21 protein-coding genes are annotated in these 19,346 nt (G+C 62.1%); all 21 read left to right on the top strand.

Features of this window, described 5'->3' with window-relative positions; translation table 11 throughout:
• Nucleotides 1-92: 92 nt before the first annotated feature.
• The 21 genes from AC4PTT_RS12180 (at nucleotide 93) to AC4PTT_RS12080 (ending at nucleotide 19,312) form a co-directional block, all read left to right on the top strand.
• The gene (locus AC4PTT_RS12180; protein WP_492161254.1) at nucleotides 93-671 is read left to right on the top strand and encodes a hypothetical protein; all 579 of its coding nucleotides are present in this window, start codon (nucleotides 93-95) and stop codon (nucleotides 669-671) included.
• Nucleotides 672-807: 136 nt separating this feature from the next.
• Nucleotides 808-1,425, top strand: a complete 618-nt coding sequence (locus tag AC4PTT_RS12175; RefSeq protein ID WP_492161253.1) for a hypothetical protein — start codon at nucleotides 808-810, stop codon at nucleotides 1,423-1,425.
• Nucleotides 1,422-3,536, top strand: coding sequence for a phage terminase large subunit family protein (locus AC4PTT_RS12170; RefSeq protein ID WP_492161252.1), 2,115 nt, complete (start codon nucleotides 1,422-1,424; stop codon nucleotides 3,534-3,536). The genes AC4PTT_RS12175 and AC4PTT_RS12170 overlap by 4 nt, the downstream gene beginning before the upstream one ends.
• Complete coding sequence (locus AC4PTT_RS12165; RefSeq protein WP_492161251.1) at nucleotides 3,533-5,116, top strand: phage portal protein; 1,584 nt, start codon at nucleotides 3,533-3,535, stop codon at nucleotides 5,114-5,116. The genes AC4PTT_RS12170 and AC4PTT_RS12165 overlap by 4 nt, the downstream gene beginning before the upstream one ends.
• Nucleotides 5,113-5,376, top strand: coding sequence for a hypothetical protein (locus tag AC4PTT_RS12160; protein ID WP_492161250.1), 264 nt, complete (start codon nucleotides 5,113-5,115; stop codon nucleotides 5,374-5,376). The genes AC4PTT_RS12165 and AC4PTT_RS12160 overlap by 4 nt, the downstream gene beginning before the upstream one ends.
• Before the next feature lie 24 nt (nucleotides 5,377-5,400).
• Complete coding sequence (locus AC4PTT_RS12155) at nucleotides 5,401-6,468, top strand: head maturation protease, ClpP-related (RefSeq protein ID WP_492161249.1); 1,068 nt, start codon at nucleotides 5,401-5,403, stop codon at nucleotides 6,466-6,468.
• Between the two features lie 3 nt (nucleotides 6,469-6,471).
• The gene (locus AC4PTT_RS12150) at nucleotides 6,472-6,855 is read left to right on the top strand and encodes a head decoration protein (protein WP_492161248.1); all 384 of its coding nucleotides are present in this window, start codon (nucleotides 6,472-6,474) and stop codon (nucleotides 6,853-6,855) included.
• A 9-nt stretch (nucleotides 6,856-6,864) separates the two neighbouring features.
• Nucleotides 6,865-7,875, top strand: a complete 1,011-nt coding sequence (locus AC4PTT_RS12145) for a major capsid protein (RefSeq protein WP_492161247.1) — start codon at nucleotides 6,865-6,867, stop codon at nucleotides 7,873-7,875.
• 136 nt (nucleotides 7,876-8,011) lie between these two features.
• Nucleotides 8,012-8,383, top strand: coding sequence for a hypothetical protein (locus AC4PTT_RS12140; RefSeq protein ID WP_492161246.1), 372 nt, complete (start codon nucleotides 8,012-8,014; stop codon nucleotides 8,381-8,383).
• 5 nt (nucleotides 8,384-8,388) lie between these two features.
• Nucleotides 8,389-8,766, top strand: coding sequence for a hypothetical protein (locus AC4PTT_RS12135; RefSeq protein WP_206995260.1), 378 nt, complete (start codon nucleotides 8,389-8,391; stop codon nucleotides 8,764-8,766).
• Nucleotides 8,766-9,524 carry a hypothetical protein gene (locus AC4PTT_RS12130; protein WP_492161245.1) on the top strand — a complete coding sequence of 253 codons (759 nt, stop codon included), beginning with the start codon at nucleotides 8,766-8,768 and terminating at the stop codon, nucleotides 9,522-9,524. Before AC4PTT_RS12135 ends, AC4PTT_RS12130 begins: the two co-directional genes overlap by 1 nt.
• Before the next feature lie 3 nt (nucleotides 9,525-9,527).
• Complete coding sequence (locus AC4PTT_RS12125) at nucleotides 9,528-9,962, top strand: phage baseplate assembly protein V (RefSeq protein WP_492161244.1); 435 nt, start codon at nucleotides 9,528-9,530, stop codon at nucleotides 9,960-9,962.
• Nucleotides 9,962-10,219, top strand: a complete 258-nt coding sequence (locus AC4PTT_RS12120; protein ID WP_206546839.1) for a PAAR domain-containing protein — start codon at nucleotides 9,962-9,964, stop codon at nucleotides 10,217-10,219. Before AC4PTT_RS12125 ends, AC4PTT_RS12120 begins: the two co-directional genes overlap by 1 nt.
• 12 nt (nucleotides 10,220-10,231) lie before the next feature.
• Nucleotides 10,232-10,426, top strand: a complete 195-nt coding sequence (locus tag AC4PTT_RS12115) for a hypothetical protein (RefSeq protein ID WP_492161243.1) — start codon at nucleotides 10,232-10,234, stop codon at nucleotides 10,424-10,426.
• 5 nt (nucleotides 10,427-10,431) lie between these two features.
• Nucleotides 10,432-10,806 carry a GPW/gp25 family protein gene (locus AC4PTT_RS12110; protein ID WP_492161242.1) on the top strand — a complete coding sequence of 125 codons (375 nt, stop codon included), beginning with the start codon at nucleotides 10,432-10,434 and terminating at the stop codon, nucleotides 10,804-10,806.
• 18 nt (nucleotides 10,807-10,824) lie between these two features.
• Nucleotides 10,825-11,679: a baseplate assembly protein gene (locus AC4PTT_RS12105; RefSeq protein WP_492161241.1), complete on the top strand. Its 855-nt coding sequence runs from the start codon at nucleotides 10,825-10,827 to the stop codon at nucleotides 11,677-11,679.
• Complete coding sequence (locus tag AC4PTT_RS12100) at nucleotides 11,676-12,806, top strand: phage tail protein (protein WP_492161240.1); 1,131 nt, start codon at nucleotides 11,676-11,678, stop codon at nucleotides 12,804-12,806. The genes AC4PTT_RS12105 and AC4PTT_RS12100 overlap by 4 nt, the downstream gene beginning before the upstream one ends.
• 2 nt (nucleotides 12,807-12,808) lie before the next feature.
• Nucleotides 12,809-16,060: a DUF4815 domain-containing protein gene (locus AC4PTT_RS12095; RefSeq protein ID WP_492161239.1), complete on the top strand. Its 3,252-nt coding sequence runs from the start codon at nucleotides 12,809-12,811 to the stop codon at nucleotides 16,058-16,060.
• Nucleotides 16,061-16,070: 10 nt separating this feature from the next.
• Nucleotides 16,071-17,273, top strand: a complete 1,203-nt coding sequence (locus AC4PTT_RS12090) for a hypothetical protein (RefSeq protein ID WP_492161238.1) — start codon at nucleotides 16,071-16,073, stop codon at nucleotides 17,271-17,273.
• Entirely contained in the window at nucleotides 17,273-17,749 is a 477-nt protein-coding gene (locus tag AC4PTT_RS12085) for a hypothetical protein (protein WP_492161237.1), read from the top strand. The genes AC4PTT_RS12090 and AC4PTT_RS12085 overlap by 1 nt, the downstream gene beginning before the upstream one ends.
• A gap of 132 nt (nucleotides 17,750-17,881) precedes the next feature.
• The gene (locus AC4PTT_RS12080; RefSeq protein ID WP_492161236.1) at nucleotides 17,882-19,312 is read left to right on the top strand and encodes a phage tail sheath subtilisin-like domain-containing protein; all 1,431 of its coding nucleotides are present in this window, start codon (nucleotides 17,882-17,884) and stop codon (nucleotides 19,310-19,312) included.
• Nucleotides 19,313-19,346: the final 34 nt, after the last annotated feature.

Below are 19,346 nucleotides of genomic sequence, written 5' to 3'. Positions count from 1 at the left end.
GTGAGCATCGGGCCCCATGGCGAAGCTTTACCAAACATTCTGATCAATACGCTGGCGCTTCCAACGGAAGTGCTCACCACGATTCACATCGAATGGAGGGCGTCATGCCGGGATTGGCAATCCGGTGGCATGCAGTCGCCGGTTTGAAGCGGTTCGAGAACCAGATCGGCGCATTGGGTGAGAAAGCTCCCCATGCGTTGCAAAGGGCGGTGGCCCGTACTGGTGACATGGCACGCACGCAGGTCGTTCGCGCGTTGACGAAGCAGACAGGCCTCAAGCGCAAGGTGATTGTGCGTGCGGTGAAGGTTACACGGCCGAGCTTCGGAAGCCTGAACTATGTCATGCGAACGCGCGGCGGTGACATTGCCCTCAAGTATTTTTCGGCGCGCGAAACCCGCAAGGGCGTGAGTGCATCGCCATTCGGCAAGCGAAAGGTGTTCGCCGGCACCTTCATCAAGGCGGGTCGGTTTCCTTCACGCGTTTCGCTCGATATGGGCGGCCACGTCTTCCTCCGGTCCGGAAAGAGCAGGTTTCCGGTCGAGAAGCAGAAGAGCGGCGTCGTCATCCCTGCCGAAATGGTCAAGGGCCGGACGGCCGAGGCGTTTCAGGCCTCGGTTCGGGCAAATCTCCCGCGTCGCGTCGAGCATGAGCTGGACCGCCTCCTCAAATGACCCCCGACGGGGTTTAGGGACCGTATTTTGCCCTCCAGCCCCACGGTGCGGAAAGCCCCCGGTTTTTCGCCAGTAGGCGTGTTTGAAACCGGTACACGGATACACGTGCTGCACACGTGAGATGCACGGATAGCGAATGATGGAACACGGTGACTGGATCTCGATCACGGAAGCCGCCACACGCCTGTCTGCTGCCGGCGATGCCGTGGACCGTTCGACCTTGTCGCGGTATCTGAAGCAGCATGCCGAGGCGTTGCCGCTCAGGCGGTCGGGCAAGTCGAACCTGGTCGATTATGAAGCGCTGGTTGCGCATCGCGGCGAGAACATTCGCATCCGCACTGTCCCTGTCGAACCGGCGGCAAACGAACGTGCTGCGAAGCGACCAGCCGCGCGGTTTGCCGGAAGCCAGTCCGATGGCGCTGCGCGCAAGGCGCAGGCCGATGCCGAGTTGCGCGAGATGGATGTCGCGGAACGCCGCAAGGAGCTTACGCCCACCTCCGAAGTGGATCAGGCCGGGCGTGATGCCGTTGCGCTGATGCAGAGCGCATTCGAGCGTGCAATCGAGACCGAGGCGGCAACGGTGTCCCTCAAATATGGCTGGGATGAACGAACCGTCCGTATAGCGCTGAAGGGTTTTGCGCGCACGGGACTGGATGTGTTTCATCGCGAAATCCTCGGTCGCCTCGATGCGCTCAGCCGAACGGCAGCAACAGGCGGTGAGGGCGAGACGGATATGGACGCGCTCCATTCATGACGTTTCATGAAACGCGGCTTCGGTTTCCGGAGCTGTCTGAAGGTGCTGCGGTTCTATTCAGGGCTGTTGAGACAGCCAGTCGCCCGGTCGAGGATCTGTCGATCAGTGAATGGGCAGATCGCTACAGGGTTGTCTCGGCTGAATCGGGTTCGCCATGGCCGGGGAAATTCCGGACCGACCGGGTTCCATATCTGCGGGAGCCCCAGGACTGCCTCCATCCGGACCATCCGGCGCGCCGTGTGACCGCGCGATGGGCTGCCCAGCTCGGCAAGTCGACGGCGATTGAGAACTGGTTCGGCTTCGTGGTGGATCAGGCGCCGGGCTCGATGATGATCGTGCTGCCGACGCTTGAAGAGGCCACGAAGTTCAACCGGGTGAAGCTGCAGCCCACGATCGAGGCGAGCCCGCGCATTGCGCACAAGGTGCTGCCGGTCAACAGCCGGGATGAGCAGGGCTCGACGACATCGTTCAAGCGCTATGCGGGCGGCTTCTGCCAGATCGTCAACGCAGGTTCTTCCAAGGGCCTGCAGATGGTCTCGATCAAGTATCTGGCCATGGATGAGGTCACCGGTTATCCGAAGGATGTGGATGGCCGCGGGAGCCCGCGTGACCAGGCGCGCGCCCGCCAGAAAATGTATGGCGATCTTGCCAAGGAATGGCAGGGCTCCACGCCGGGCGTCACCGGTGAGTGCGAGATCTCTGCGGATTTCGAGAGCGGGGATCAGCGGTTCTTCTATGTGCCGTGCCCGCATTGCGACAGGTTTCAGGCGCTTGCCTTCGATCAGATGCGCGACGCGGAGCCCGAGCAGGATCTGCCGGTTCATCTGCGATGCGTGGTTTGCGATGGCGTTATCATGGACGGGCACAAGCTCGACATGAATGCGCGCGGACGATGGATTGCACGGCGGGTCCGTGAGGGCGAGGATCCTGTTCCACACGCCATTCCCGCATCCGAGATCGAGGAATGGGCCTGCCCGCCGCTTGAGGGGCGGTGCCGGGACTGGCAGCCGAGCTATCATCTCTGGGCCGCCTATGCGCCGCGCGAGCGTTTTGCCGACATATGGGCCCGGTTCCAGGAGGCGCAGGGCGACACCACGAAGATGCGGGTGTTCTGCCAGCAGGATCTGGCAGAGCCCTATGATCCCGGCGGCGTCGCTGTTGAATGGGAAAAGATCGTCGAGGCGGTGCGCGGGTATCGCACACCGTCCCGGCGCATTCCGCGCGATGCTGCACTCGTCGTCTCGGCTGCGGACGTTCAGGGATATGGCATCAAATGGGTGGTCTGGGCCATCGGCCCGCGTGGTCAGCGCTGGCTGATCGACCGGGAGATTTTCGAAGGCGCGCCCGATCAGGTCGATGATGCATGGATCGAACTGGCGGATGCGCTGGGCCGGACCTATCCGACCGATGGCGACATGGAGAAGGGCATTGATCTGTCGGGCGTGGATTCGGGCTTTGCCACGGATCGCGTCTACCGGTTTTGCGCCGGCCGTCCAAACGTCTTTGCCGTCGACGGCCGGCACAGCCAGGGGCTTCCCTGGCTTGGCACACCGGTAAAGAAGGACATCCGGGACCAGAGAAGGCGGGTGGTCGCGAAGGTTCTCCTCTACCCGGTCGGAAACTACGACATCAAAACCGAGATCATGGCCGGCCTCGCCAATCTCGTTCAGGGGCCGGATCAAAAGGGCATCTGGCCGCGCAACACGCTGCATATGCCGCCGGACCTGTGTGACGAAGAGTTCGCCCAGGAAATGACCGCCGAACGTCTGGTCGATCCGGATGAAGAGGCAAGGGCGAGCGTGAGCCGGCGCGCGCGGCGGCTGATCAGTCCGAAAGCGCCACGGGAGTGGAAGCGGATTGTCGGTCGCAAGAACGACTGGTTTGACGCGACGGTCTACGCATTGGCGCTGGCATGGCATCTCGAGCACAAGCGTCGTCTGACGGCTGATCGCTGGGCGGATCTGCTTCTTGAAGTTCATGGCAGGAAGCCGGAGCCCGATCTGTTTGAGGCTGCCGACGAAGGACCGTTCACGAAACAGTCGCGCAAGGGCAGGTCGGACCGCGTCGAGCGGCGTTCTCAAAACCGGAAGAAATGGGCAAAGCGCAAATGACAGCGAAGCAGCGGATACGGGTGAAGGCGGGGAGCGTGCGGCAGGCGATGCCGAAGGCGTCCTACCTGCGCGACACGCGTTCCGCCGTCATCAGCACGCGCCCGTCGACCCTGCGCGCGAGCCGGGACGATATTCGTGTTGCCTGGCGGCGTGCCGCTGCGATTGCCAATGACCTTGTGCAGAATTCAGGACGCCTGCGCGGGGCTGTCGATCAGGTCATCGCGGACACGGTGGGGATCGAGCTTGTGCTGAACCCGCAGCCGGATCTTTCGCGGCTTGGCTATGACCAGAAGGAAACGGTCGAGTTTTCGCGGATGGTGAAGCGCTGGTGGAAACGCTGGGCGTGGAACCCGCGGGAATGCGACCTGCGCGGCAAGTTCACCGTGCCGCAGATGATCGACATCTCCCTTCGCTGGGACATGGTCTATGGCGAGGCGCTTGGCGTCATGTCCTACATGACCATGGCTGAACGGAAGCGCTACGGTCTGACGAGCGGGACGAAGGTCTGCATGTCGCCGCCCACAAGGCTCGTTCAGGACACCAACGAGATGGAGGGGCTGTTTCAGGGGGTGATCCATGACCCGAATGGCCGGCCCGTTGCCTACCGTCTTGAAGACAAGGAAACCGGGATCCGGGTGAAGCGTGATTACCGTGCCCATGACGCCGATTGGCGTCAGCAGGTAATCCATGTCTTTGATCCGATGGATGCAACGGATGTGCGCGGGATCAGCAGGATCGCTCCCGGCTTCCGGCAGCATATCCAGCATGAGATTCTTGTCGATGCGACGGTGCAGACGGCCATCCTGCAGACGGTCTTTGCCGCGGCGCTGACCAGTCAGGGACCGTCAAAGGATGCCTTTGAGGCGCTCGCCGCCATTGAAGACGATGACCTGCGCGGCGAGATGGAAGACTATTTTGCGGCATCGTTCGATCGCGCCGCCGACAGTGCAATCAACATCAGCGGCGATCCGCAGGTGTCGCATCTGGCGCCGGGTGAAGAGTTGAAGCTCCTGTCCACCGGCACGCCGGGACCGCAGTTCCAGCCGCTCTGGTCGGCACTGTCGCGTGACATGGCGCGCGCCATCGGCATCACCTATGGCGGGCTGACGATGGATCACAGCAATTCGACCTATTCGTCGGTCCGGATGGAGAATTCCTCGATCTGGCCGGTGGTGATGCGGCGTCGCGAGCGCCTTGCCGGTCCCATCGCGCAGGCGATCTATGAAAACGCGCTGGATGAGGCGATCGGGGAGGGGCGAATTCCCTTCAAGGGTGGCTATCGGGCGTTTGCTGCAAACCGTGATGCGGTCTGCTGGGCATTGTGGCAGGGGCCTGCCAAGCCGTCGGCCGACGATGGAAAAAGCGCGAAGGCGGCCAGCGAGCGGCTGGGAAACGGCACGTCGACGCTTGCGGCCGAGTGCGCGGAACTTGGCTACGACCCGGACGAAGTCTTTGAGCAGCGCGTTCGTGAACACGCGCTTTATCGTGAAGCGGGGATGGCCTCGCCGTTTGAACGCCGGGCCGGTGGACCGTCTGCCGATCCGGGTGAGGAATTCGAGCGAAAGCCGGGTGCAGAATGACCACGAGCATCACGATCCGCAAACGCACATTCGATGTGTCCGACCCCTGTACCGTTGCGGAAAACCTGAAGCTTGTGCGGCTTCAGATTGTTGCCGGCGGACAGGCGGAAGTCATTCGCTTCGGCGATGATGAGGTGCGCTATTCGCGCGCCAACCTGGAAGCGCTCGAGCGTGAGATCGAGCGGTATGAGGGAGCCTGCGCGGCTTCCCGGGGAAACGGCCGCCGCCGGCGTTACGCAAAGCGCATCCGCTTCATCTGAAGCCTGAAACTTCTGGAGACTGTCATGTCAGGATCGATCCTGAAGGACGGCGAAATCGTTTTGTACGGTTTCGTCGGCGATGATTATTTCGATGAGGGGTTCACCTCGGCAGACGTGATCAACGCGCTGATGGAACTGGGGCGCGAGACGGATGTCGTGGTGCGCATCAATTCCGCCGGCGGCTACGTCCATGAGGGGCTTGCGATCTACAATGCCCTGACGGCCCACAAGGGCGGGGTGACGGTGCATGTCGATGCGATTGCCGCCTCGTCTGCCTCGATCATCGCGATGGCCGGCGACAGGCGGATCATGCGCACCGGCTCGCTCATGATGATCCATGACCCCGCGACGGTGACTTTTGGCACGGCCGACGATCACGACAAACAGCGAAGCGTTCTGGACAAGTGGGCCGACGAGATGGCCGGCATCTATGCCGATCGCACGGGCCTCGCCGCGTCCGATATTCGCGAGGACATGAAGAAGGAGCTCTGGATGAACGGTGAGGAAGCCGTTGATCTGGGGTTTGCCACATCGGCGGAAAGCGATGAGGCAGAGGCGTTTGCCGCCTTCGATTACCGCGTCTTTGCACATGCCCCGAAAGAGCTTCGCACGCTCGCTGCGAAAAACGCCTGGACCCTCCGTGGGAAAGGGAAAAAGGCGGGCTCGTCCGCCGCTGCAACCGGACACAAGAAGGAGAACTCCATGTCCAAGGAGAAGACGGCGGACACGACGGCCGCCGGGAACAGTGAAGCCGTCGCCACTGCCCAGGCCGAGGGGGCGAAGGCCGCCAAGGCGCGCATCAAGGCCATCATGACCAGTGATGAGGCAAAGGACCGGGAAGGCCTTGCCGGGCACTTCGCTTACGAAACCGAGATGTCGGTGGAAGAAGCGGTCGCGGCCCTTGCTGCTGCCCCTACGTCCGCGCCGCAGGCGGCAGACGATGCGGATAAGCCGAACCCGGCGGGCTACGAGCAGAGCCGCGTTGCCGCATCCGGACAGGCGCAGCCGGAAGGGAAGAAACAACGCGTGGGCGCTTCGATCAACCGCGGCGAGATCTATGCGATGCGCCGCAAGCAGTCCAGGGAGGGCTGATCCATGCTGGAAATCAAAACGGAAGGCGCACGCAACCTCGCTTTCGTGCTGTCCGAGGGCAACGGGAAGATCTCGCGTGACGTCGTCACCATCGCGTCGGGCGCCGGAAAGCTCGAGGCCGGCACCGTGCTCGGCAGGATCACGGCATCCGAAAAGTGCATCGCATCACCGGAAGCCGAGATCGTTGGCAAGGAAGGCGCTGAGACTGCAATGGCGGTTCTTGCCTACCGCGTCGACGCCACCAGCGAAGATGTCGAGGCGGTTGTGATCGCCCGGCACGCCGAGGTGAAGGAACCGATGCTCGTTTTCGATGCGACCGTCGACAATGCGAGCAAGATCGCGGCGAAGCTGGAACAGCTCTCCGCCGCCACCATCATCGCACGATAGGAGGGGCCGATGCCTGCAGTAGATATTTGGGATGGTGAGGGCTTCACCATCGAAACCATGACGGCCGCGATCAACCATGAGCCTTACCGGCCCGGCCAGATCAGCGCGCTTGGCATCTTTGACGAAGACGGCGTGACGACCACGCGGATCTCGATCGAAGAGCAGAATGGCAAGCTGTCGCTGGTCGAGCCGTCGGAGCGTGGTGGTCCCGGTGAAACCAGCGGTGACACAAGCCGCAATCGCGTGCCCTTCGACATCGACCATTATGAGCGGGATGATGCGGTGAAGGCCGACGAGGTGCAGAATGTGCGCGCCTTCGGAACGGAAGATCAGCTCGAGGTTCTGGAGGAGCGGGTGCTGCGCAAAGGGATGCGTCATGCGCGTGACCTGACCATGACGCTGGAGCATCAGCGCGTCGGCGCAATCAAGGGCATTGTCACCTCGAAGAGCGGCAGGGTGATGCATGATCTCTATGCGCGCTTCGGCATTGCCGTCCCGGCTGCCGTCTCGCTCGAACTCGACGTCGAAACCACGAAGGTCGGCGCGCTCTGGCAGGACGTGGTTTACAGCCTGGAAGATGATCTGGACGAGCCCTATGAGGGCCTGCATGTCTTCACCGGCCGTGATTTCCATCGCGCCCTGTGGACGCACAAGACGGTTCAGGAAACCTTCCTCTACCACAATGGTGCGGCGGTGCTTCGCCAGGATGTTCCCGATGTCTACGAGTTCGGCGGCGCAACCTGGGAGCGCTATCGCACGGGCGCGAAGGCAACGGCGGATCTTGGTTCTCCCTACATCGCGCCGGACGAGGCGCGTGTCATCGTCAAGGGTGTGCCGGACCTGTTCCTGACCCGGTTCGCGCCGGCAGACTACGAGGAGACGGTGAACACCGTTGGCGTTCCCTTTTACATGAAGCAGTTCCCGACGCTGAATGGGAAGGGCCGGAACCTCGAAGTGCAGATGAACGCGATTTCGATCTGCACCAATCCCCGCACGCTTCGCAAACTCACGCTCACCTGATGTGAAGCCGTAAAGGCAGGTGGCGAGCCCCGCGCGGGATGCGCGGGGCCGTTCCCCATTGGAAAGATCTGCGGGCAGGGCAAGCCACCCGGAGCCCGGACCAGTTCTTTCTCATGCGGAAATCAGGAGAAAACCCATGGCCAAGAAGACAATGCGCATTGCTTTTCCGTTCGGCGGGATCCTCCCTGCGGAGATCACGGGCGGCAAGGAAAAGACGGTGCCGCCCCATGAGCCGGTCAGCGTGCCGGTCGCTTATGGACGGCAACTGACGGATGACCGCTTTGCCTATGACGCCGAAAAGATGAAGCCGGCTGCGCAGAAGAAGGTGGAGGCACCGTTCCCCGAGTTCGCGGATCTGGAAAAGTCCGTCGAAGATGCGCGCGCCGCCCTTGAGGCCGCTCAGGATCTGGAGAGCCAGGGGAAGGCGCAGGCAGCGCTTGAAGAGGCTGAACGGGCACTGGCCGATGCCCGCAAGAGTGGGGCTCCCGGCGCGGCTTCCGCGGAGTAGCCGGCATGCGCTCCGGGTTTCGCGGGCTTGCGGAAGAACTCATGGGCGAGGTCGACCCGGTGATGGCCGAGCCATTGCGTCTTTCCTTCATGAAGGATGGCAGGCTGGATCCCGGTCGCGAACAGCGCGCCATTGAGGCGGTTCTGCGCATTGGCGGGGGCAAGGAAACGAGTGCCGCGGGCAGTCTGACGAGGTCATGGAGAACGCGGATATCGGCGCAAAGGGGCGAGTTGCATGTCGACCGGATCGCGTATCCGGACCTTGTCGTGAATGTCGGTGACCGCGTGCAGGCCACGGAACGCTCCGGGGAGCCATGGTTTGAGGTTCTTGGTGTCGACGACCGCCATATGACGCGTCTCGTCGTGCAGCTGGGGGAAGTCTGATGTTGAGCCGGATTGCTGTTCGACTGGCGACGATCGGGGCCATCAAGGGGCGAACGCTGGTCGGTGACAATGTGCTGGACAGCCAGATCGGTGTTCTGGACGTCGACGGTGCCGGCGCATTGCGCACAGAGGCAAATAAGCCGTTCATCGCGGTCTATGTGGACAGCAGCGAAGCGTCAGATCAGGCTGGCGGCCGGTCGCTGCACCGGGCAGGGCTGACGGAGCTGGTGATCGAATACGGCATCACCACAACCATGGCGGAACTCAATCAGGAGACCGGTGAAACCGTTCTTGGTGGTATCGGCATTCCGGCCACCGATGCGGCGATGGAGTTTTATCTGGACAGTGTGGGGCGGCAAATCGCCAATACGCTTTCCGATCCGGATAACGCCTGGGCAGAGATCTGGCGCGGGCTTTCGAACCGGGTGGTCAGGGTGGACCGCCGCCGTGCCTCGGATGCCGAGGGGGTGCGGATTGCCGCGCAACAGATCGTCCTGACCCTTGATCTGCTTTCAGACCCTGTCTTCGGCGAAGAAATCGCGGACACCAGTATCTGGGCCCGTCTTTTGGCGGCAATGCAGGAAGAGAACCACCCTTATCTTGCCTCGATCAATGCGCTGCTTGGTTCAGGCGCTGAAGGCACGGATCAGGGAACCCGGCGGCGCTATGGTCTCACGCTGGAGGAACTCACCGCCATGCTTGCGGGCGAGGTGTCTCCCGGTGCGACGATCCAGTCCGTCACCACTTCGGGAGCGTGAGAGATGGCTGGTTTTATCGACCGGATCGTCGAGGCGGAGCGCAGAATCGCCGAACTGGAACGGCGGGGGCGCAACCGCAAGCGAACCGGCGTTGTAGCGGAGCTGGATCTCAAAAAGGGTCTTGCCCGGGTGCGGATTTCTGATGGCGACAGGCCGTTCCTCTCGCCATGGGTGCCGTGGAAGGAGATCGCGGCCGGTGGGATCAAGTCCCATATCCCGCCTACGGTGGGGGAGCAGGTCGATGTCGTTTCCGAAAGCGGGGATCTGACAGATGCCGTCATCGACATGTCGACGCCGAGCAACAGCAATCCGCGGCCTCATGATGGTCCGGAGGCAATGCTTGTCCATGGGGACGTGACCATTCTCATCGGCGCAGGGGAGGCAAGGGTGGTTGCGCCCAGGATCGAACTCGTCGGACAGAGCGGCCACCTGCGCTGATGCCGAAAATTGTCAGGCTTGGAGATGCGGGTTCGCATGGGGGCCAGGTCGTCTCCTCGGCGTCCGGCTGGTGGTGCGAGGGAAAGTTGATCGCGCGCCGCGGCGATCTCTACGCCTGCCCGATCCATGGCGCCAATCCAATCATTGATGGCTCATCCCGCTGGCTCTGCGAAGGCAGCGAAATCGCGCGACACGGGGACAGGACGGCGTGCGGCGCATCGCTGATCTCCGGCGCTCAAAAATGGTCTTGTGACTGACAGGAGCTGATTATGAAAGTGATCGTGAACACCAGCGGGTTCTATGGCGGCACGTGGTTTGAAGCCTCTGACAAAGAGGTTTCGATGCCCGATGCAGTAGCCCGGGCCTTCCTGCCGCCGTACGGGCATCAGCTGAGCCTGCCATCCTCTTTGAAGAAGGCTGCCGGGAAGGCCGCCGTCAAACCCGACACCGTCAAATCGGAGTGAATGGAGTGAGCGCCGGCATCGACCAGACTGCATGGCAGTCCCTCTCGGGCTTCGCGCATGTCAGGCAGAGCGTCGATGTCATTTTGAGAACGCGGATCGGCGCGCGCGTCATGCGGCGGGAGTTCGGATCCGAGCTCATGGACCTGATTGATCGACCATTCAGTGATCAGGTCATTCTGGCGCTCTACACCGCCGTCGTGCTGGCCATCGCGCGCTGGGAACCGCGATTTGCGGTGACCGGCTGCCAGGTCACCGAAGCGGATGAAACCGGCCGCGTTCGGCTCGACCTTTCAGGGCTCTACTACCCGAAGGGGCATCTTGGCGACTTTACCGTCGCAAGCGACCAGTCGGCATCGTTCACGTTCCAGAAAACCCGTTGATGCCCAGAGGAGCCGATAATGGCGCAGGTGTTGCAGAACCTTCCCCAGCCGGAGGTGTTCGAGGCTGTCGACTATGAGGTCATCCTTGCGGATTTGCTTTCGGATGTGCGGGCGCGCCTTCTCGCCGCCGGCATCGATTACGACGTGGGGATGCTCGAGACCGATCCGGTCAAGATCGTCGCCGAGGCCTGCGCGTTTCGCGAAATGTTCCTTCGGGCACGGATCAATGATGCAGCCCGCTCAAACCTGCTCCTTTATGCGCAGGGCGCTGACCTTGAGCATCTTGCGGGCTTTTATGATGTCGTTCGCCTTGACGGGGAAACGGACGATGCGCTGCGCAGTCGCGTGATTGCCGCCATTATCGGGCGTTCGACGGCGGGGCCTGCCGACTGGTATCGGGCAGCAGCACTGCGGGCGAGCCCGCGGGTCAGGGACGCGGCCGTCTATCGCGGACATAACAGGCCGGACGTGTATGTTTCGGTGCTGGCTGCGGACAATTTCGGGGAGGCTGATCAGGCTCTGCTCGATGCCGTGCGATCCGTTGTCACGGCCGACGACGTCCGTGTGATCTCGGATCGGGTTGAAGTGGTCCCGGCAACGGCGGCGATCATCGACGTCGCTGCCGACATCTGGCTTCAGCCGGACGCGCCACAGACCGTGTTCGACAATCTCGAAGCGAGCCTGCGCAGAACTCTGGCGGGTGAGGGCGGACTGGGCTTCGATGTCACCCGGTCCTGGCTGATCGCGACGCTGCACCAGCCGGGTGTCCAGCGCGTCGAACTGGCAACGCCGACGCATAATCTGGTCATGGCCGATTATCAGGCGGCGAAGTTTGGTGTGATCGATCTCACGTATAAAGGGCGGGCGCGGTGAGTGAGCGCCAGCATTTCCTGCCATCAAGCTCGAGTGCCGCCGAGCAGGCCGTCTCCGCAGCCCTTGATCGTCGGGCCGAGCTTGCGCCGGCGATAGAGGCGCTCCATGCCTTCAAATATCGGGCGCCGAACGAGAGCATCCTTCCTGCACTCGTGATGGAATATGGGCTGGGGCCCATCACGCCTTACCTGCCCGACCTCGCGACCGTGATTTTCTATGGTGTGCCATGGAGCCGTGTCAGGGGAACCCCGGAGGGTGTGCGCCGCGCGCTCTCATGGATCGGCTATGCCTATGACCTGATCCATGAAGCGCCGTCGCGACGCATGCGCTGGAACCTGTTCGAGCTCGATCTGGACAGGGTCCGCGATGATGAGGCGCACCTCGACACGATAGAAGCGGTGGTCCGGCTTTCCCAGCCTGCGCGTTCAGAGGTCTGGCGCGGCTATGACGGATACAATGTCCGGGAATTCGAATGGGGCTGGTCGGCCTGGGGCAACGCCATCTGGGGTGATGTGTCAGGCGTTCGGCTTCATGAGGGCGGCGTCAAATGGTCATTTGGACGGACACATGAGCCCGCCGGCGGCGAACACAGGTTCACGGAATCCGAGCTTACAGCGCTTGGTGTCTGGATTGAGCCGGTGGTGGGGAGTGGTCTTGCCTGGGGTGCGTTCCCATGGTCGACGGCGGGCATCCAATGGTCATCAGATGGCGAGGAAGCGCGTGCGCAGGCGATTGCCGCCGGCCTTCTCGGCAAATCGTTCTGGGCGGTGCTTCGGCGGGGCGATGGCAGCGTCATCGGCTATCGAAAAGCGCGCTCGGTCCATTGCGTCATCCCTGCATTCGCCGGCCGGTTTGAGGCGGGCGGGTCCACCTATGAGCCTGTAGAAGAGTTCACGTCACGCATCTTTGTGGAGGCGCTTTCCGCATTCGGTGAAGGCGAGGGTGATGCGTTCGCGTCCTGGTCTCTGGTGATTGGCGGTGCGCCGCCGGCGGAGACGAAACCCGGAGTTCAGTGGCTGGACGGTGACACGCTTTCGGGCGGCGTGATCGTTGGAGACTTTCCCACCAGTGCAGACCAGATCGGCAAGACAGACCGGCAGCGCATGCGCGGCATATTCAGGATTTGACCATGGCATATGAACACAAAAGCGGCCTTCCCGGCGCATATGACCGGGCGGCGGCCTTCCCGACCTGGGACAGCGTTGTCACGCGCGAGGGGCATATTGGCCAGGCCGCCGAGATGATTGAAGCGCAGACCATCGCGCACCGTAAACTGAGGGCCGTTGGTGATCTGGTCGCGCGAGACGGCGACCGCGTCGAGGGCGCAGACATCATCATTGATCCAGACGCGGGAACCGTTTCGCTTGTCCCCGGCCGCATCTACGTCGCAGGCCGCGTGCTGGATGTGCCAGCGGCAATACTTGTCGGTGTCCCCATGGTCGGCGCTGTAAGCGTCGGCGTGCGGCTGGTTCAGGAATGGCTGACCGAGATTGATGAGCCGGCGCTCCATGGGCTCCATCCCGGATCCATGTCCGAGGGTGAGCCGGGTGCCGCGCGCGGCATCGTCTCGCTGCAATGGGGCTTTGCCGGCGATGGAGGTGAGGGCGATCTCTATCAGGTCTATCTCCTGAAAGACGGCGTTGCCATCGACCAGACGCCGCCTCCGAACCTGACCGGCATCAATGCGCAGCTTGCGGTCTACGACTATGACGCCAATGGCAATTACATCGTCACTGGCTGCCGGGTGACGGCGCTGGGCAAGGATGCCGGCGACCAGGTGTTCTCGATTGAGGCAGGTGTCGCCAACATCAACGGGTTCAAGCGGACGCGTGAAGCGGCCATGCGCCACCGCGAGGAAGAACAGTCCGATCTTTCGCGCATCCCGACCGAGGTGCACACGTTCGGGGCGAACCCGACGACGCTGACGCTCAACCATGCGCCGATTGCCACAATCAATGAGGTGCTGGTTGAAAAGGAAGTCACCGAGACCGTGACGCGGGGCGGGACGGCCGGCGGGCTCGATACTCTGGCAAACACCGGCGTCATGGCCATCATGGAAGTGAAGCAGGGCGGCACGACCTATGCGGCCGGCACTGATTACGCCCGCAGCGGAGACCGGGTTTCCTGGGCTCCCGGTGGTTCCGAGCCGGCCGCCGGCAGCTCCTACACCGTGAAATATCGTTTCCTTGGTGCGGTCCTTCCAACGGAAATCACGGCGACCACGATCAGGGTTGCCGGCGGCGTCAACGGCGGTCAGGTCCACATCGACTATGATTTCCAGCTTCCACGCATCGACGTTCTCGGCCTCGATGAAGAAGGCGTGCCCGTCTACATCAAGGGCATTTCCAGCCGCTCCAATCCGCTGCCGCCGCAGGTGCCGGCGGACGTTCTTGCGCTCGCAATGATCGAAAACCGCTGGGGTGATAGGCCGGCAGTTCGCAATATCGGTGTGCGCGCCTACACCATGGCGAAGATTGACCGGATGTATAACAGCCTGATCGATCTCTACGACCTGACCGCCCTTGAGCGCCTGCAGCGCGATATCGACAGCCGCGAACCGATTTCAAAGCACGGTGTGTTCGTCGACCCGTTCACCTCTGATCGCTATCGCGATCAGGGCGAAGCACAGACAGCCGCCGTGTTTGACGGGCTGGTACGCCTTGCCATCGATCCGGCGTTTCATCCAATCAACCTGTCTGGCGTGACGCTGCTCGACTGGACCGAGCAGGTTGCCATCGAGCAGCCGCTTGCGACGAGCTGTCGGAAGATCAATCCCTATATGAACTTTGAGCCCATGCCGGCGCAGATGCGGCTTAGTCCGCCGGTGGATTACTGGACACAGACGGCGACGGAATGGACGTCTGACAGCACGCAGGCCGTGGCCGTTCCTGTCACAGTACAGACGCAGGTGAACCGCAGGGCATGGGGTTCCGAGACCACCACGACGACGCGCCGTCAGACTGCCGAAACCAGAACCGTGGATCAGCGCGAAGAGCTGCTGCAGTTCCTGCGTCAGATCGAAATCAACTATTCGATCGAGGGCTTCTTTGCCGGGGAAATTTTGGAAGAACTGTCTTTCGATGATCTCGACATCACGCCGGCCGGGCCGGTAACGGCCGATCCTGAAGGCAAGATTTCGGGCACGTTCACAATTCCCCAAAACGTCACGGCCGGTTCAAAGCTGGTCTACGCGAAGGGAGCAGGCGGCTCGGAGGCGGAAGCTGTCTTCATCGGGCAGGGCTCCGTTGAAATCACGACGCTGCGCCGCGTCATCACCACCACGGTCAGCCGCGACGTGACCGTGCAGCGCAATCCCCCGCCGCGCGTGGAGTTCCAGTGGAGCGACAGTAGCGGCAGCGCTGATCCTATCGCCCAGACCTTCATGCTTTTCGGCGGTCGGCATATCGCCGGCGTGAATGTGAAGGTCTGCCAGATCGGCAACCCCGACAACTCGATTGTTCTTGAGATTGTCGAGGTGGAGAATGGTGACCCGACGCGCAAGGTGATTTCGCAGGCGCTGCATCCCATGCATTCGGTGGTGATTGGGGAATGGACGAAAATCCGTCTGCCTTATCCTGTCTGGCTTTCTGGAGGCGTGGAGTATGCATTCGTCATCAAGACCGACGATGCAGATCATTCAATCCATACGGCCAAGCTGGGCGACTTCGACATTGCCACGCAGACGCCTGTTGCGTCACAGCCCTACGCGATTGGCACCATGCTTACCTCTGCCAATTCGCGGACCTGGACACCGCATCAGGACGAAGACGTGACCTTCCAGCTCATTGAAGCGCGTTTCGCGCCCGTGACCAAGACGGTTGATGTGGGCACGTTCACCGCTGCCGACATGAGCGACCTTGTTATCCGGGCAGACGTTGAACTGCCGACCGCCGCCGCATCCATGCATTTCGAGGTTGAGCTAAGTGATGGCTCCATCACCATCCTGCAGCCCGGCCAGGCATGGGAGCGGCAGGACTACTATAGCGGGCCGGTGCAGGTGCGCGCCGTCTTGATGGGGTCCGAAAGAGTGTCGCCGGTTCTGTTCCCGGTGGTGCTGGCGGTGTCTGGCAAGGTGAGAACTGCCGGCACCTACATCACCCGTGCTTTCGACATGGGGACGGCGATCAAACTGATCTCCTACCTGAAAACGAACATTCCCAGCGGGGCGGCGGTTACCCTTGAGGCGGATGCGGCAGACGACAATTGGACCGCTGTGCCGCAGGTGCTTCAGAGCCCGCTGACGGATCCCCGCTGGATAGAGCGGCGCTACCAACTGGAGGGCCATCACGCCAATCCGGTGGGCCGGCTTCGCATCACGCTGACCGGAACGCCTTCCGCCCGTCCCATGGCCTACGATTTCCGCGCCATCAGCGCACGATGATGAGGGTGTCATGCCTGTAGAAAACACGACGCCGAACAGGAACTATCCGCTGCCGTTCAAGGAGAATGAGCTGCAGGATGATGTTGCGCGCCTGATCGGCGCCATCACCGGTATCGACCTGGACATTGCAAACATTCTCGTGTCGCTCGCGCTCAAATCCGAGAACGGCCATGGGCATGTGGTTTCCGACATCACCGGACTTGCCGCCGCGCTCGCTGCAAAGCAGGACGCGGAGCAGAAGGGGCTTGCCAACGGATTCGCGTCGCTGGGAGCAGATGGCAAGGTTCCGGCCGGGCAGCTCCCGTCAGCCGTACTCGGGGCGCTCTCGTATCAGGGGACGTGGAACGCAAACACCAACGCGCCCACCATCCCGGCCGCCAGTGCGTCCAACAAGGGCTGGTATTACAAGGTCGGCACGCCGGGCTCCACGTCCATCAGCGGTATTGACGACTGGAAGATTGGCGACTGGATCGTCTCAAACGGCACAGGCTGGGACAAGGTCGACAACACCGAAAGCGTCGTGTCTGTCGCCGGTCTTACCGGGGCGATCAGCGCGGCTGCCCTGTTGGCCGCTATCGGCGCGGCCACTTCAGAGCAAGGCAGCAAGGCAGACGCCGCACTACCAAAAGCAGAGCAGGCGTTGGCGAAGGCGAATGCCGCCCTTCCGCAATCGGGTGGGGCAATCGATGGTGTCCTGACTGTTCGTGATGCAGTACATGCAGGACTACCAGGCGATGGTCGAGTTAGCTTGGTTCCGGGTGGTATCAGCCCCGGCTATCACACGTTCCATACTCCTGATGGGATAAGGCGCGGGTATATTGGCTGGGCGGATGGCAGCTATGGGGTTCTTGTCGGTGAAAACGGTTGGGGCTGGCGCGTGCCGGTTGGAACCGAGTTCCGCATGTCGGGTCACCTGAGAGTGGAGGGAACCGTGTCGTTCGACAATCCGGTGACCCTCCCTGCGGGTTCCAGGATTGGAGTGGACCTGATTGCCGGCGTGTCTGCTGCCACGAACAGGTGGCAACTGGACCATCCGGTCGGTCATACCGTGCTTGTTTCTTCTCCGGATGCGCGCTGGCGCTACCTCACCGCCACCATCAGAGAGGTTGGTGAAACTGGATATAGCGACTCATCTGGCGGCAGCGCCCTGTCCGGTGTGTATCGGTCTCGCGCCTCTGTCAGAAACACCACGCTTTACGAAAGGTCTGCCTGATGGAATTGCAATCTCTTCATGGTGTCGCAGAAACGGAAGAGCCGGGCGTGTTCATTGCGGACATCACCATTACCGATCAATCCGGGGCCACATACCGTTGTGAATTCATCTCACGTGATACCGATCCTTTTGGGCTGGGCCCGACAGTACGTGAGACTGTCTACGCGTGGATAGCTGAAGGGAACACACCAGAGCCATTCACGCCACCCACACCAGAGGAAATGCGCTTGTCTATGCCGCCGCTCACAGCGCGGCAGCTTCGCCTCGGCCTGATCGCAAACGGCATAGCCTTGGCGTCGGTACAGACTGCAGTTGATGCCATACCCGACCCGATAACGCGCGATATGGCTCAGGTCGAATGGGAGTATGCCACGACGTTTGAACGAACGCACTCGCTGATCTGGCAGATCGGAACTGCTTTGAGCCTCACGCCGGAGCAGGTTGACACGATGTGGAGTGCGTCAATCTCGCTCTAGGTCGACTGGGTGGCCCTCGGCTCTGGTGCATTCCACGTCCGCATTGGCGGGCTTTTTTGTATGCGGACGCTTCCGGTCGGGGCGGCGCGCTTTTTCACATCAAACATCGTCTACTTAGAAAGGAGAGCCAGCATGGCTTCTGTGTCCTTCCACCATGGCACGCGTGCCATTCAGTCGGCGGAAACACCGGTGATTGTCCGCAGCGCCCGCACGGCGGTCATCGGACTGATCGGCACGGCAGGCGATGCCGACGATAGGAAGTTCCCGCTGAACAGGCCGGTACAGCTACTGCGCCCGCGTGATGCCGAGGGTATCGGCGCTGATGGCACGCTGCCCGGCGCCATCGACAGCATTTTCGATCAGGTCGGGTGTCCGATCATCATGGTCCGTGTTGCCGAAGGCGCGGACACGCCTGCCACCTGGGCGAACCTAGTCGGCGACAGAACCGCCTATACCGGTGTTCACGCCTTCATGCGGGCAACCTCGGACGGTCTCTACAAGCCCAAGCTCCTGATCGCCCCCGGATTTACACAGACCTCGCCCGCCGATGGCATCGCTTCGGTGTCGGTTCAGGTCGGTGGTTCCGGGTATGCGCAGGAGACCACCACGGTCACCATTGCCGGCACGACCGGGCAGGGGGCCGAAGCCATCGCGCTTGTCGATGCCGGCGTCATCACCTCCATCGTGGTGACCAAGCCCGGCTATGGCTACACCGGCCCGGTCACGGTGACGATTGCCGGTCACGGAACCGGCGCGACCGCCGAGGCCAGTATCGGCTCTGTGCTCAACCCCGTGGTTGCGGAACTCACCGGTGTCGCGGACCGGCTCTGGGGCATGGTCTATGTGGACGGGCCGGACACGACCGATCAGGCCGCGGTGCAGTATCGTGGACTGATCAATTCCGAGCGCGTGTTCGTCTGCGATCCCAAGGTGCTGAAGTTCGACCGCGACCTGGCTGCCCATGCGCCGGAACCGTCCTCTCCCATTTTTGCTGCCAGTCAGGCCCGCATGGATCTCGAGCAGGGTTACTGGTGGCCCGCATCCAACATCGGGGTTTCCGGCATCACGGGCGTCAACCGGCCGATCGCATATGGCGAGCAGTCGAACTATCTGAACGAAAACCGGATCAACACGATCATCAACATCGACAATACCGGCTTTCGGCTCTGGGGTGTCTGGACCTGTGCCAGCGATCCGCTGTGGCAGTTCGTTTCCGTGCGGCGCACGGCCGATGCCGTCAACGAAGCCCTCGAAAAGGGCTATCTCGAGTTCATCGACCGACCGTTCACCCATGCCAATCTGCGGTTTCTGCTCGAAGGCGGCCGCGCTCATCTGCGGATGCTGGAGCGCGAGGGGGCGATCCTGCCCGGACACGATGTCTGGCTGCTGGATGCCAACACCGATACGGAACTCGCGCAGGGCATTGTCAAGCTTGGCGTCAAGTTCGAGCCGCCGGCACCGATGGTCGACATCCGCCTCAACACCTATCGCAACGTCGTCAGCTACGAACTCCTGCTCGACCAGATCGCCCAGGAACTCAATGGCGGCACGCAGGCGGCGTAGTCCGCTTGATCTGCCGGCAGCCAACCGATCCACC

This window comes from Nitratireductor sp. WH36-1, assembly GCF_058725515.1.
The sequence above is the reverse complement of the archived record's forward strand: the minus strand, read 5'-3'. Positions and strand labels throughout refer to the sequence as shown.